Source organism: Streptomyces sp. NPDC054866, assembly GCF_053610745.1.
Map to the genome: position 1 here is coordinate 381,692 of NZ_JBSGZA010000004.1, position 13,942 is coordinate 395,633.

At 70.8% G+C, this 13,942-nt stretch carries 14 protein-coding genes; 6 read left to right on the forward strand and 8 right to left on the reverse strand.

All coding sequences use genetic code 11. The features are described 5' to 3' along the window. The first annotated feature begins 86 nt into the window (after window positions 1-86). Window positions 87-1,154 carry an iron-containing redox enzyme family protein gene (locus tag ACWGI2_RS22490; RefSeq protein WP_453697177.1) on the forward strand — a complete coding sequence of 356 codons (1,068 nt, stop codon included), beginning with the start codon at window positions 87-89 and terminating at the stop codon, window positions 1,152-1,154. Here ACWGI2_RS22490 and ACWGI2_RS22495 read toward each other — a convergent pair. Beyond that, on the reverse strand, window positions 1,129-2,319 hold the full coding sequence (locus ACWGI2_RS22495; protein ID WP_453697179.1) for an MFS transporter: 1,191 nt from the start codon (window positions 2,317-2,319) through the stop codon (window positions 1,129-1,131). The two genes, ACWGI2_RS22490 and ACWGI2_RS22495, sit on opposite strands and share 26 nt — an antisense overlap. A gap of 224 nt (window positions 2,320-2,543) precedes the next feature. Between ACWGI2_RS22495 and ACWGI2_RS22500 the strand changes: the two genes are divergently transcribed. Further along, window positions 2,544-3,776, forward strand: a complete 1,233-nt coding sequence (locus ACWGI2_RS22500; protein ID WP_453399708.1) for an ROK family protein — start codon at window positions 2,544-2,546, stop codon at window positions 3,774-3,776. On the opposite strand, the gene ACWGI2_RS22505 is transcribed toward ACWGI2_RS22500, so the two are convergent. Both ACWGI2_RS22505 and ACWGI2_RS22510 read right to left on the reverse strand, forming a co-directional pair. Next, window positions 3,773-5,014, reverse strand: coding sequence for an MFS transporter (locus ACWGI2_RS22505; RefSeq protein ID WP_453697181.1), 1,242 nt, complete (start codon window positions 5,012-5,014; stop codon window positions 3,773-3,775). The two genes, ACWGI2_RS22500 and ACWGI2_RS22505, sit on opposite strands and share 4 nt — an antisense overlap. Before the next feature lie 156 nt (window positions 5,015-5,170). Continuing rightward, window positions 5,171-5,767, reverse strand: coding sequence for a TetR/AcrR family transcriptional regulator (locus tag ACWGI2_RS22510; protein WP_453697183.1), 597 nt, complete (start codon window positions 5,765-5,767; stop codon window positions 5,171-5,173). A gap of 130 nt (window positions 5,768-5,897) precedes the next feature. Between ACWGI2_RS22510 and ACWGI2_RS22515 the strand changes: the two genes are divergently transcribed. Then, window positions 5,898-6,725, forward strand: coding sequence for an alpha/beta fold hydrolase (locus tag ACWGI2_RS22515; RefSeq protein ID WP_453697184.1), 828 nt, complete (start codon window positions 5,898-5,900; stop codon window positions 6,723-6,725). Window positions 6,726-6,740: 15 nt separating this feature from the next. On the opposite strand, the gene ACWGI2_RS22520 is transcribed toward ACWGI2_RS22515, so the two are convergent. From ACWGI2_RS22520 to ACWGI2_RS22535, 4 genes are read right to left on the reverse strand one after another with little or no spacing between them, the layout of a single operon-like run. After that, window positions 6,741-7,670: a phosphotriesterase family protein gene (locus tag ACWGI2_RS22520; protein WP_453697186.1), complete on the reverse strand. Its 930-nt coding sequence runs from the start codon at window positions 7,668-7,670 to the stop codon at window positions 6,741-6,743. After that, window positions 7,670-8,269, reverse strand: a complete 600-nt coding sequence (locus ACWGI2_RS22525; protein WP_453697188.1) for a DUF4865 family protein — start codon at window positions 8,267-8,269, stop codon at window positions 7,670-7,672. The genes ACWGI2_RS22520 and ACWGI2_RS22525 overlap by 1 nt, the downstream gene beginning before the upstream one ends. 19 nt (window positions 8,270-8,288) lie before the next feature. Then, complete coding sequence (locus tag ACWGI2_RS22530; protein ID WP_453697190.1) at window positions 8,289-8,687, reverse strand: (R)-mandelonitrile lyase; 399 nt, start codon at window positions 8,685-8,687, stop codon at window positions 8,289-8,291. 15 nt (window positions 8,688-8,702) lie between these two features. After that, window positions 8,703-9,275, reverse strand: a complete 573-nt coding sequence (locus tag ACWGI2_RS22535) for a TetR/AcrR family transcriptional regulator (protein WP_453697191.1) — start codon at window positions 9,273-9,275, stop codon at window positions 8,703-8,705. Window positions 9,276-9,527: 252 nt separating this feature from the next. On the opposite strand from ACWGI2_RS22535, the gene ACWGI2_RS22540 reads away from it, so the two are divergent. From ACWGI2_RS22540 to ACWGI2_RS22550, 3 genes are read left to right on the forward strand one after another with little or no spacing between them, the layout of a single operon-like run. Then, entirely contained in the window at window positions 9,528-9,827 is a 300-nt protein-coding gene (locus ACWGI2_RS22540; protein ID WP_453697193.1) for an SHOCT domain-containing protein, read from the forward strand. Then, window positions 9,824-10,609 carry an ABC transporter ATP-binding protein gene (locus ACWGI2_RS22545; protein WP_453697194.1) on the forward strand — a complete coding sequence of 262 codons (786 nt, stop codon included), beginning with the start codon at window positions 9,824-9,826 and terminating at the stop codon, window positions 10,607-10,609. Before ACWGI2_RS22540 ends, ACWGI2_RS22545 begins: the two co-directional genes overlap by 4 nt. Next, complete coding sequence (locus tag ACWGI2_RS22550) at window positions 10,606-13,203, forward strand: ABC transporter permease (RefSeq protein ID WP_453697195.1); 2,598 nt, start codon at window positions 10,606-10,608, stop codon at window positions 13,201-13,203. The genes ACWGI2_RS22545 and ACWGI2_RS22550 overlap by 4 nt, the downstream gene beginning before the upstream one ends. A gap of 38 nt (window positions 13,204-13,241) precedes the next feature. On the opposite strand, the gene ACWGI2_RS22555 is transcribed toward ACWGI2_RS22550, so the two are convergent. After that, window positions 13,242-13,781 carry an ATP-binding protein gene (locus ACWGI2_RS22555; RefSeq protein WP_453697197.1) on the reverse strand — a complete coding sequence of 180 codons (540 nt, stop codon included), beginning with the start codon at window positions 13,779-13,781 and terminating at the stop codon, window positions 13,242-13,244. Window positions 13,782-13,942: the final 161 nt, after the last annotated feature.

Genomic DNA, 13,942 nt, shown 5'->3' on the forward strand with positions numbered 1-13,942 from the left:
GACACGGGGAGAAGGCTCCATCGTCGCCGGGTGAAGCCCTCGGGGGACGACGAACCACATGCCACGACGGAGGGGAAGACATCTCCATGAGCCCGCGCACCGAGCCCCGTCGGCGAAGCCCCGAGCTCCCCGATCCTCGCGGCGTTCTGTCCGACGACGTCCTCGCCGCGCTCCAGCGCAACGAGCCCTCGTGCCTCCCGCCGGGCCAGGCACAGCAGGCCGATCCCTATGGGGACGATCTCCAGCTCGCGCTCTACGTCCTCTATGAACTCCACTACCAGGGATTCAAGGGCGTGGGCGGCGACCGGGAGTGGGACCCCGGCTTACTGACCCTGCGGCAAGTCCTCGAACAGCGGTTCCTCGCCGCGCTGCGAGCCGACGTGGCGCCGCACGACGATGCTGAACAGGCGCTGGACGCCCTGCAGTTGGAGCCCTCGGGACATGACAGGTCGAGCGTCAGCCAGCATCTCCAGCGCGAGGGCGAGCTGTGGCAGCTCAGGGAGTACGCGGCGCTGCGTTCGCTGTACCACCTCAAGGAGGCCGACCCGCATGCCTGGGTAATTCCGCGGCTGCACGGCAGGGCCAAGGCCGCGATGGTGGCCATCGAGTTCGACGAGTTCGGTGCCGGGCGCGGCGAGGACATCCATGCCGGGATGTTCGCCGATCTCATGGCAGACCTCGGCCTGGACACTGCCTACGGCCACTACCTCGACGCGGCCCCGGCGGAGGCCCTCGCCACCGTCAATCTCATGTCCCTGTTCGGGCTGCACCGTGCTCATCGTGGAGCGCTGGTCGGGCACTTCGCGGCGGTCGAGGTGACGTCGTCGCCCAGCTCGCGCCGCCTGGCCGCGGCGCTGCGCAGGACCGGAGTGGGCCCCGCCGCCCAGCGGTTCTACGACGAGCACGTGGAGGCCGACGCGGTGCACGAGCAGGTGGTACGCCGTGATGTCGTCGGAGGCCTCCTGGCCGCCGAACCAGCCCTGGAAACCGACGTCACCTTTGGTCTGCACGCGACGGGCTTCCTCGAGGACCGCCTTGGGAGCAGGCTCCTGGACTCATGGCACCAGGGGCGCAGCGCCCTACGCGCTCCACTGACCGCCGCGCTTCCCCGGGGTGCCGTCGGCTCGGTCAGTGGCGGGTGGTGTACCCGATGAGGGCGGCGAGGCCCGCGAGTGCGGCGACGCTGGTGAGGGCGATGGGGAGGGTGAACCAGTCGGCCATGAAGCCGATGGCGGGCGGGCCGAGGAGCATGCCGCCGTAGCCGAGTGTGGAGGCGGTGGCGACGCCGCTGGGTCCAGCGTGGGCGCCTGCGCGTTCGACGGCGACGGGGAAAATGTTGGCGAGACCGAGGCCGGTGATGGCGAAGCCGATGAGGGCGAGCCAGACGGTGGGGGCGAGTGCGCCGAGGAGCATGCCTGCGGCGGCTGTGGTGCCGCCGGCGACGAGTATGGGGGTCTGGCCGAGGCGTTCGAGCAGCGTCGTTCCGCTGAGTCGGCCGATGGTCATCGCAAGGGCGAAGCAGGAGTAGCCGGCGGCTGCGAGGCCGGGATGGGCGTTGAGGTCCTGTTCGAGGTGGAGGGCGCCCCAGTCGGCGAGCGCTCCTTCGCCGAAGGCGGTGCAGAGGGCGATGAGGCCGAAGACGATCACAAGGCCGCGGGTACGGGTGTCGAGGCGGCGGGGGGCGCTGTCCTCGCGGCGGGCGTCGCTCGGCGGGGCCGGGGGTTCGAGGCGCAGCAGGGTGCGTCCTGCGAAGGCGGTGACGATCAGGCCGATCACGGTGAGACCGAGCAGGTGGCGGGTGGGGGAGAGGGAGCCTGCGATGAGCCCGCCGAGCCCGGCGCCGACCATGCCGCCCAGACTGAAGGCGGCGTGGAAGCTGGGCATGATCGGACGCCGCAGGGCGGCCACGAGGTCGACGGCGGCGCTGTTCATCGCCACGTTGATCCCGCCGTAAGCGGCACCGAACACCAGGAGCACGAGCCCGAGCGCGAGTGCCGAATGCGTCAGCGGCGGCAGCGCGATGCTCAGCGGCATCAGAACCCCGCAGGCCACGGTCACCGGATGGCTCCCGAAGCGGCGGCACAGCCGTCCGGTGAGCGTCATCGTGATGACGGCACCGGCGGAGACCCCGAGCAGCGCGAGCCCGAGGTCGCTCGCCGATGCGCCGGTCTGTTCCTTGATGGCGGGGATGCGGACGACCCATCCGGCGAAGATGAAGCCGTCGAGCGCGAAGAAGACGGTGAGTGCGACACGGAGCCGGACGAGGCCCGGGGGAGTGGCCCGCGACGCTGCGGACGTGGTTTTGTTTAGTAGCGGCACAAAGTCAGAGTAGAGGTGCGCCCCCGTGGCGTACAAGACAGTTCCTGTGAGGCGGCGGTCACCGGAGGGCGGAGGGCCCTTGGTGGGTCGGCGGGCACGGGCGGGGCGGAGGGTTCCCATGAGGTGGCAGTGGAAGGGCAGGGGAAGGGCAGTGGACGGGCGGTGCACGCGCGGATGACGACTGAACGGCGAGGCGGCGTACGGATCATGGGAGACTCGCCCTCATGAACGGCAAGGCTGCCCCCCGCATCGAGGGGGATCTGTCCACGCGTACGCGCCTGGAGCGAGGGCGCGGCGCGCTCGGGCCCGCCCTCGAACTCGTCCACACCGGGCGCGCCCCGACCCGTGCCGTGCTCACCGCCGAACTCGGCGTCACCCGCGCCACGGCGGGCGCCGTCGCCGCCGAGTTGGAGGCGCTCGGCCTGATCAGGATCGACGCGAGGCCGAGCGCGCCCGCGGGTTCGCAGGGCCGCCCCTCGCACGGGCTCTCCATCGCGGAGGACGGCCCGGTGGCGCTTGCCGCACAGGTGCACTCCGACGGTTTCCGGGCCGCGCTCGTCGGGCTCGGCGGACGGATCGTCGCCACCGCGCCCGGCTGCGAGACGATCGACGCCGACCCGGCACAGGTGCTCGGCTCGGTCATCGACGCGGGAGCCCAACTGCTGCGGGAAACCGGCAGGCGGTGCGTGGGCGCGGGCCTCGCGGTGCCCTCGGCCGTCGCCGAACCGGAGGGCACCGCGCTCAACCCGCTGCACCTGGCGTGGCCCGCGGGCTCACAGGTCCGCCAGATCTTCGCCGACTGCGTACGGGAAGCGGGCATCGCCGGACCGGCGTTCGCCGCCAATGACGTGAACCTCGCCGCGCTCGCAGAGCACCGGCACGGCGCCGGGCGCGGCGCCCGCGATCTGCTGTGCGTGGCGACCGGGCACCGGGGAGTCGGCGGTGCGCTCGTCCTCGACGGGCGTCTGCACACGGGCAGTTCGGGCCTCGCGCTGGAGGTCGGCCACCTCACCGTCAATCCGGAGGGCCGCCCCTGCCACTGCGGCAGCCGGGGCTGCCTGGACGTCGAGACGGACCCGCTGGCCTTCCTCACGGCGGCGGGCCGCGAGCCGGGCCCCGAAGGGCTGTTGCTGCAGGCCCGCGAACTGCTCCGGGACGGGGGCGGAGATCCGGCGGTCCGTGCGGCGGCCGAGGAACTCATCGACCGACTAGGCCTGGGGCTCGCGGGCCTGGTGAACATCCTCAACCCGGACCGCATCATCCTGGGCGGCCTGCACCGAGCACTCCTCGAAGCCGACCCCGAGCGGTTGCGCGCCGTCGTGGCCGACCGGAGCCTGTGGGGGCGCAGCGGCGGCGTGCCGATCCTGGCCTGCACGCTGGACCACAACAGCCTGGTGGGGGCCGCCGAACTGGCCTGGCAGCCGGTGCTCGACGACCCCCTCGCGGCGTTGGGCTAGACGCGGGCGCACTCCTTCGCGGTCTCCGTCGTGGTCTCCTGCGGTTCAACTGCCGTGGCCGCAGGCGTGGTTCGGGTGGGCGTGGTTCGGCCGTTACGCAGCCGCTTCAGGTCGGGCAGCAGCGTGACGAGGCCGAGTGCGGCGAGGGTGGCGCCGATCCAGAGCGGGGCCCGCAGGCCGAACGTATCGATGGCGGGCCCGCCCACGGACGTCGCGATGATGATGCCGAGGGTGATGAACGAGGAGTGGACGGTGTTCACCAGCGGCCTCGCGTTGCCCGTGCGCTGGACGCGGGTGACCAGGGCAGGGTTCATGGTGACTCCGACCAGGCCGATGCCCATCATCAACACCACGGCGGCAACGCTCAGTTGGGCGAAGACTGCGAAGCCGGCGAGGAACGCCAGGTTGAGCAGCAGGCCCGTCAGCAGGACCGGCACGGTGTGCTTGTCGGCGAACCGGCCGACGACGGTGTTGCCGATGACGGTGGCCGCTCCGTACGCGATGAGCAGCAGCGGGACGGTGCCGGTGGAGAAGCCGGTGACCTCGGTGAGGATCGGGTTGAGGTAGCTGAAGGCGGAGAACGTGGCGCCGATGACGAAGGTGCTGGTGGTGAGTGTGAGCCAGAGCCGGGGGTTCCGGAAGGCGCCCAGCTCCTGGCGCAGGCCGCCTCCGCCGTCGTCGCCGTCGGCGCGCTCCGTGCGGGGCACCCCGGCGAGAGTGGCGAGCGCGGCGATCACGGTCAGGCCGGTGATGGCCCAGAACGCGGCGCGCCAGCCCAGGTGTTCCCCGATGACGGTGGAGATCGGCAGTCCGAGAAGCGTGCCGAGCATCAGGCCGTTGAGGGCCACCGCGATGGCCCTGCCCCGGACTTCGGGGCGGGTGAGCTGTGCGCACATGGAGATGGAGACGCCGAAGAAGGCCTGCGACGCGACACCGGTGATGACACGCGCCACCAGCATGGTGCGATAGTCCGGCGCGAGGGCGGCGAGGACGTTACCTGCTAGGAAGACTCCGAACAGGACGATGAGGGCGGACTTCTGACGCATCTTCAGCAGTGCGATCGTGAGGAAAGGTCCGCCGAACGCCATCGCTGCGGCGAAGGCGGTGATCAGGTAGCCGATCTCCGGGATCGTGGCGTCGAGTCCGTGGGCCATTTGCGGCATCAGACCGGCGACCACGAACTCGCTGGTCACCATGGCGAAGATGCCGAGGGCCAGGAGGTAGACGGCGCGGGGCATGGGGGCTCCAGTTGATGGGTTTTGGGCTGATGAGTTATGTACTGATCGGTGCAAAACTCGGACATACGCCTGCGGGGGCGGGGGCGGGGGCTGGGCGCGGACAAAGGGCAGGGCAGGCCAGGTTGGGAAGGTTGGGCAGGTCGGTGAGCCAGTGAGTCAGTGAGTCAGCGCGTCCAGGGCGGTATCGGCGATCGCCGTCAAAGCCGCGCGATCGGCGCCGCCCTGCGCGGCGATCCGCATGCCGCCGATGACGGCGTTCAGGAAGCGGGCCAGATCGCCCGCGTCCCGCGTGGAGGTGATGTCGCCGCCGCTCTGCCCTGTGCGGATGACGGCGCTGATGGCGGCGAGCCGCACCGCCTGGTCGCGAGCGAGCATCTCGGCGGCCTCGGGGTCGCGCCCGGCGAGCTCCACCGTCGTATTGACGGTCAGGCAGCCGATGCTGTGCCCGTCCTCGCGGCACTCGAACTCGGAGTCGAGGATTCGGGTGAACAGGGCGCGAAGGCGCTCCATCGGGGGCCGCTCCGCGTCCTCCAGGATCTCGACCTGGATGGACGTCATGGAGTCCATGTAGCGGGCCAGGGCGCGCTGGAACAGTTCGTGCTTGCTGCTGAAGGTGTTGTAGATGCTGCTGCGGCCCAGGCCGGTGGCTTCGCACAGATCCTGGGTCGAGGTGGCCTCGTAACCGTTCACCCAGAAGGCGTGCATCGCCGCGTCCAGGGCCCGTTCCTCGTCAAAGGTTCTCGGTCGGGCCATGCCGGAACCGTACAGGTTTTGGAACGAGCGGTGCAATACGCAATGCAGGTTACCTCTTAACCGGATCTACTGGTAACGTCGATCGCCGGGACGGAAGCACGGAGCGGATCGCGACAGCGGGAGGCACCCAGTGACGTGGCACCTGGCGGAGAAGTTCGAGACGTCGGACGGTTACGTGAGGTGGACGTCGTTCGGGGCGGGAGATCCTGTGGTCCTCCTGCACGGATCGCCTTTCTCGTCGTACATCTGGCGCGAGATCGCCCCCGCCCTCGCCCGCACGCGCAAGGTCTATGTCTGGGACCTGCTCGGCTTCGGGCAGTCGGAGCGGCGGGAAGGGCAGGACGTCGGCCTGGCGGCGCAGGGAAAAATCTTCGCCCGCCTGCTCAAGCACTGGGGCCTGTCCCGGCCCAGCGTCGTCGCGCACGACGTGGGCGGTGCGGTCGCGTTGCGGGCGCTGCTCCTTGAGGGCGCGGGGTACGGGGATCTCACGCTGGTGGACGCGGTCGGCGGCGGCGCGTGGGGGACGGGCTACTTCAAGCTCATCCGCGAGAACGCCCACGTCTTCGAGCAACTCCCGGACTACGCCCACGAGGCGCTGGTGGCCAGCCACCTCCGTCACGCCACACACACCGGCTACGGGCCGGGCGTACTGGACGCGTACGTCGCCCCGTGGCGCGGCCCGGAAGGCCAGGCGGCCTTCTACCGCCAGTACCGCCAGTTCGAACAGTCCCAGACGGACGAGCTGGAGCCTCACCTCGGCAGGGTGGCTGTGCCGACGCGCATCATCTGGGGCCGCGAAGACCGCCTGCTGCCAACTGAGTTCGCCGAGTATCTGCGGTCACGCATCCCGCATGCCGAACTGACGTGGGTGGACGGCGCGGGCCACACCATCCAGGACGACGCACCTGCGCGACTGCTTGCGCACTTGGGGGCGGGTTTCCACACCGCGAGCGTCTGATGAGCGGCCGGGCCCCTATGCCCACTCCACCGCGAACGCCCGCGCCGGGTTTTCCTTGAGTATTCGCCCCACCACACCTCCCCCAAGGGTGAGTTCGAGCCGTGGTCGTACCCTGCGCAGCAGATACGGCAGGCCGGGGCCGCCGTTCACCGCGCGGGCGCCGGACGTCGTCGTGTCGCCGCCCAGGAGGAGCTGGTCCGTGAAGCCTGCCTCGGCCAGGGCCTGGACGGCTTCCGGCATGCGCCAGTCCGTGGCGTGGTTGGCGCGCGAAGGGCCGTCGAAGGCGAGGTAAGCGCCGACTTCGGCCGCCTGGTGGTGGATCGCGAGGTCGGGGGAGCGGTTCAGATGACCGAGGATCAGACGGTCGGGCGGTACGTTCAACTCTCCGCACAGCAAGCCGAGTGCGTCCAATGCGCCTGTGCCTAGCTCCAGGTGGACGGCGATGGGCGCCCCCGTCGCATGGTGGGCCTCGGCCGCCGCCTCCATCGTCCAGCGGGCGTGCGCGTCCAGGCCGTGGAATCCGCCCGCGACCTTGATCAGCCCAGCCCGTACGCCGGTGTCGGCGATGCCCTCGGTCACCTCCCGTACGAAGAGGTCCGCGAGTCCGTCTGCGCGGAGGCGGCTCAGCAACTCCGGTGCGTAGTGGGCTGCTTGGTGGAGCCCTGTTGCCGCGACGATCCGCACGCTCGACGTCCGGGAAAGCTCCGGCAAGTCCTCCGCGCGGCGTCCCATCCCGTGCGGGGTCCACTGGATCAGGCTCTCACCGCCGGCATCCCGGAAGGCCGCGAGCTCCTGGGTAGCTGATGTGGGTGAGTCCAGCTCCTGGTCCGGGAGTTGAGGGCTCGTCAGGAAGAGGTGATCGTGGGCGTCGCAGGTGCCGAGCCCTGCCGGATCGACGTCTCCGAGGACCGTGCGGACCGCGCGAACTGTACGGGCCGTGCTCACTACTGCTGCCCCATGGGAAGCAAGTGCCGCTCCGGCGCGGACAGGTGCAGCACCTGGAACACGTCACCCTGACCCTTGGGCGACGCGTGATCCCAGACGGAGAAGTGCAGTGCCTCCCACGTGCGCGGGTCGATGGCCGCGGCAGCGTAGAGCGCTCCGTCCTGGCGGGCCAACCGCTCGGCCTCGTGGACGAGTTCGGTCGCCAGCGCGCCGACGGGGGTGCCCGGCGGGATGCGCATTCGACGTCGTATCGCCGCCTTCGCGGACGGTGCCGCATCCGAGGCGGCATCCGAGGCGACCCCCTCCACAAACGCCAGCCCCGTCCAGTGCTGCACCTCCGGTCGCCCGAAGTCGTCGACGATGCCCTGGAACCCGGGGCCCCAGAGGAAGGAGTTCATGCCCTCGGGGGTGTTCCAGAGGTAGAACGGCGCGTACTGGTTGACGGGGGAGCCGTCGACGCCGCGCTCGCGGATCAGATACGCCTTGGCCCCGAGGCCCGGGTAGTTGTCCAGCAGATGACCTTTGGTGGCGACCCTGTGGCGGATGATGCCCATGTCGTAGTCGGCCGGAAGCGTGATCTCGTACTGCATCGCGTGCATGGTGCTTCGCTCCTCGCGCTCAAGCCGCCGGGTACTCGTCCGCACCCACGTGGGCGGCCCAGTGCGTGGTCGTGCCGTCGTCCGTCGCCTCGACGACCGCCAGATGTGTCATGAAGGTGCGGGGCGCGGCGCCGTGCCAGTGCCATTCGTCCGGCTCGATCCAGACGGTGTCGCCCGCGCGGATCGTCTCCGCCTCGCCTCCCTCGCGCTGCACCAGGCCCTCTCCCTCCATGACGTACAGGACTTGGCCGTGCGGATGACGGTGCCAGGCGGTGTGCGCCCCGGGGGCGAAGCGGACGTTGAACATCCGTAGCCGGGAGGGGGACGGGGGCGCGGCGATCTCGTCCAGCCACACCGTGCCGGTGAAGTTCTCGGCGGGGCCCGCCTGGCTTTCGGGGCGGTTGCGGGTGATGTGCACTGCTCTTCAAGTCCTTTACGGGGAAGGGGTGGTGGCCGCGAACAGCAGGGCGAGCAAGCCGCGTACGCCGGTGTCGAAAGCCGCGGGCGACCCCGATGCGCGGGCCAGTACATAGCCGCCCTGGACCGTCGCGACGACCGTCGCCGCGATCGCCCGCGCGTCGAGCGTGGCCGCGAACTCGCCCCGCTCCTGGCCCTCTTCGACGATCCCTGCGATGCGGTCCCGCAGCCAGTCGAGCGTCTCGGTGACGGGCGCGCGCAGCTCGTCGCTCGCGATGACGTCCGGGTCCATCGTCAGCCGCCCGACCGGGCAGCCGCGCAGTACGTCGCGCTCGCGCAGCAGATACGCCTCGATGCGTTCGTACGCCGACCCGGTGCCGCCCAGCACGCCCTCGGCCGTGGCGCGCATCTCGTCCGCCGTACGCCTGATCGCGGCGAGCGCCAGGTCGGGTTTCCCGGCGAAGTGGTGGTACATGCTGCCCTGCCCGGCGCCCGCGTGCTGCTGGATCGCCTTGGGGCTCGTGCCGACGTAGCCGCGCTCCCACAGCAGTTCGCGGGTGGACTCGATCAGGCGCTCCGGGGTGCTCATGAAAGCACTGTACATACTAGTAGGTACAGAGATCCAGGGAGAGATCCGGACGCCATCCAGTCGCGCGGACGCCCCCCAGCCAGCCCACCCCAGGAGCAGCTCCCCAGCCCCCACGTACTCCCGGAGTGGTACGCGCAGTGCCGCTGGCCGTACGACGACTCGGACCCCCTCGGAGCGCGAGTCTCTAGACATCGCACGAGACACGAGACACGAGACCCCGCAGAACAGACAGCTTCCGAGGAGATGGACACCATGAACACACTGGCTCACTTCGACGGCGGGCCCGGCCCGTGGATCCTGTTCTTCCCGCTCATCTGGGCTGCCGTCGTGATCGGCGGCATCACCCTCCTGCGCCGCACCGTGTGGCGGGGCCGCCGCGCACCGTGGCAGCGGGACGGCGTCGAGCGGAACGTACGCATCGACGAGAACTCACCCATCGCCGTGCTCGGCCGTCGCTTCGCCTCCGGCGAGATCGACGAGGACGAGTACTGGCGTCGTCTTTCCGTCCTGAACGAGGAGTTCGGGCGCATGTCCAAGGGCGGTGCGGCATGACCACCGCGACCGGATACCGAAGCGGTACCGACACCGTCGACGCCGCCCGCGTCACCGAGGCCGTCAAGGTCTACGGCAGCGGCGACACCGCCGTAAGGGCCCTGGACGGGGTGAGCGTCGGCTTTCCCGCCGGGCGCTTCACCGCGATCATGGGTCCGTCGGGCTCGGGCAAGTCCACCTTGATGCACTGCGCCGCGGGCCTCGACACTCTCACCTCGGGGTGCGCCCACATCGGTGACACCGAGCTCGGCTCGCTCGACGACCGGCGTCTCACGCTGCTGCGCCGCGACCGCATCGGCTTCGTCTTCCAGGCCTTCAACCTGGTGCCGACGCTGACCGTCGCCGAGAACATCACGCTCCCGATGGACCTCGCGGGCAAGCGCGGTGACGCAGCGTCAGCCGAGTGGACCGACGCCCTCATCGACGTGGTGGGGCTGCGCGACCGGCTCCACCACCGGCCCGCCGAGCTCTCCGGCGGACAGCAGCAACGCGTCGCCGTGGCAAGGGCGTTCGCGGGTCGGCCCGACGTCGTCTTCGCCGACGAGCCGACCGGCAACCTCGACTCGCGCTCCGGCGAGGAGGTCCTGCGCCTGCTCGGCCGCGCCGTACGTCAGATGGACCGCACCGTAGTCATGGTCACCCACGACCCGGTGGCCGCGGCCCACGCCGACGAGGTCGTCTTCCTGGCCGACGGCCGCCTCGTGGACCGGATGGCGGACCCGACCGCCGACAAGGTCCTCGACCGGCTCAAGGCCTTCGATGCCAAGGGGGCACCGTCATGAGTTCCCCGAGTGGTGGTTCCCTGAGTGGTTCGCTCAGCTCGTCCGCGCGCATCAGCCTCTCCTCGCTGCGCGGCCACAAGCGACGCTTCGCGGGTACGTTCCTCGCGGTCATGCTCGGTGTCGCCTTCCTGGCGGGCACGCTCGTCATGGGTGACACCCTGCGCGGCAGCTTCGACACGATGTTCGGCAACGCGACGAGCGGCACCGACGCCGTCGTCCGCAGCGCCGACACCATCACCACCCCCGACGACAGCCAGGGCACCCGGCAGCCCGTCAAGACCTCGCTCGTCGCGAAGATCGAGCAGACCGACGGCGTCGCCGCCGCCGCGCCCAGCATCCAGGGCGCGGGCCAGCTCCTCGGCAAGGACCGTGAGCCCATCGGCGGCGAAGGCCCGCCCACCCTCGCCGGCAACTGGATCGACGACAAAGAGCTGAACGCCTATCAGCTGGCCGACGGCCGCGCCCCCGCCAAGTCCGGCGAGGTCGTCATCAACCGAGGCGCCGCCGAATCCGGCGACCTGAAGATCGGCGACACGACCACGCTGCGCACCCCCGACCCCGTCCAGGTGACGGTCGTGGGCCTCGCGACCTTCGGCGGCGAGGACGGCATGGCGCAGACCACCTTCACCGGCATGACCCAGGCCGACGCCGAGAAGTACCTGACGCCGAAGCCCGGCGAGGCCGCGACCATCCAGGTGCGGGCCGGCCCCGGCGTGAGCGAGCGGGAACTCGTCGACGCGCTGAGTCCCGTACTGCCCAAGGGAGTTGAGGCGATCACCGGCGAGGCGTCGGCGGCGGAGAACACCGACAACATCTCCGGGCAGTTCCTGACGCTCTTCACCAGCTTCCTGCTGGTCTTCTCCGGGGTCGCGCTGCTCGTCGCCACCTTCAGCATCCACAACACCTTCGCGATCGTCGTCGCCCAGCGCACCCGCGAGAACGCCCTCCTGCGCGCGCTCGGCGCCTCGCGCCGGCAGGTCACCGCGGCCACCCTGATCGAGGCGAGCGTGGTCGCCGTGGTCGCGTCCGTCGCGGGCCTCGCGGGCGGCATCGGGATCGCGGCCGGGCTCCAGGCACTCTTCCCGGTCATCGGATTCCCCTTCCCCGAGGGCGACTTGGTGATCAGCGGCCTGTCGATGCTGCTGCCGCTCGCCGTCGGCATCGTGGTCTGCCTGGGCTCCGCCCTGCTGCCCGCCGTACGCGCCGGGCGCACCGCACCCCTGGCCGCGCTGCGCGAGACCGCGGTCGACCACTCCGGGGCCTCGCGGACACGTGCTGTCACAGGTGCGTTCCTCGCGCTCGCCGCCGTCGGGCTCTCGCTGACCGGCGTCCTCGTCAGCCCGTCCGTGTGGCTGGCCGGGGCGGGGGCGGCCCTCGCGCTCGTCGCGTTCGTGGTGCTGGGTCCTGTCGCTTCCTCGCGAGCGGTACGTATTCTCGGCGGGCCCCTCGACCGGATGCGCGGCGTCACGGGCGGGCTCGCCCGGCGCAACGCCCTGCGCAGCCCCAAGCGGACCGCCGCCACCGCGAGCGCCCTGATGATCGGCGTCGCCGTCGTCTCGCTCTTCACGGTCTTCGGCGCCTCCCTGAAGGCGACCATGGACCAGACGGTGAACCGCTCCTTCGCCGGCGACCTCGCCATCAGCACCCCCGGCTTCGGCGCGGGCGGCAGCGGACTCAGCCCCAAGCTGGCCCCCGCGCTCGCCGAGCAACCGGAGGTCGCCACCGCGGTCGGCCTCGGCAAGGGCGCCGCGGAGGTCGACGGGGAAGGGCGCGCCCTGACGGTCACCGACCCCGGCCCCTTCGCCAAGTCCTTCGACCTCGGCAAGGTCGACGGGTCCCTGGACGGCCTCGGCACCAACGGCATCGCGATCACCCGCGCGGAGGCCGAGAAGCAGGACCTGAAGGTCGGCTCCAAGACCGAGCTCGCCTTCGCCGACGGCAAGAAGGCCACCTTCACCGTCCGCGCGCTGTACGGCCAGTCGGAGCTCGCGGGGGACTACGTCATCACCCGCGAGGCCTGGGCGCCGCACCGCATGCAGGACGCGGACAGCCTCGTCTCCGTCAGCTTCAAGGACGGCGTGAGCGCGGACGACGGCAAGGCCGCGGTCTCCAAGATCGCGCAGGAGTACGGCAATCCGGATGTGCAGACCCGCGGTGAGTACGCGCAGTCGGCCGCGGGCGGTATCGACATGATGCTCACGCTGGTCTACGCCCTGCTCGCGCTCGCCGTACTGATCGCCCTGCTCGGCATCGCCAACACGCTGACCCTCGCCATCCACGAACGGACCCGTGAGCTGGGCCTGTTGCGTGCCGTCGGCCAGACCAGGGCGCAGCTGCGGGCCATGGTCCGCTGGGAGTCGGTGCTCGTCGCCGCCTTCGGCACGGCAGGTGGCCTGGCGCTCGGCGGCTTCCTCGGCTGGGTGCTGGTCAAGGCCTCGGACGGCGCGACCGACAGTGCTTTCGCGTTCGCGGTGCCGCCCGTGCAACTGGCGGTGGTCGTCCTGGTGGGCCTGACGGCGGGAGCCCTCGCGGGTCTGCGTCCGGCACGGCGGGCCGCACGCCTGGACGTGCTGCGTGCCATCGCCACCGAGTGACGTAGGACGCCCGCGGCGCGGAGCCTGTCACCGCCCGGTCAGCCGACAACGGCCGACCGGGCGGGAGCGTGTCCGGGCGCGTGCCCGTCGGCGAGGGACTGCGACCCGGGGGCCAGGTCCGCGAAGGGACCCGTGGTGGTCGCTCCGTACGCCGGGTACGCGGACGGCAGTGCGGCGGTGGAGGCAGGGGCCGGAAGGGTGAACCAGACGACCTTGCCCCTGTCGCCGTGGGGGCGCACCCCCCAGCTCTCGCTGACCGCGGCGACCATGGCGAGCCCGCGGCCGCAGGTCGCGGACGCCTCGGCGTCGTGGACCTCGGGAAGGCGGGGGTCGTGGTCGTGCACGGAGACCGTGAGGCGGTCGAGCAGCAGCTCGATCTCCACGGTGCACACCTTGTCCGGCTGTGCGTGCCGGTGCACGTTGGTCAGGAGCTCGGTCACACCGAGCGCGGCCTGGTCTATCAACGGATCGAGACGCCAGTAGCGCAACTGTGCCGATACGATTCTGCGTACCTGGCCGATCCGGGACGGCAGGGCCTGAAGCTCTACCGTGCAATACCTGCTTGGCTGGCTGATCACGGCTGCGACTCCCCGAATTGCGGTCCGGAAGAAGACGACGATCGGATCCAGCAGCGGCCGCGGGGTCTGCCGGCTGCTGTTCGCGGCCGGCGGGCTGGTTCGCAGCGTCATCGCCGGTGAACCCAGAGTGATGTGAGACCAGAGTGACTCAGGGGGTGCGG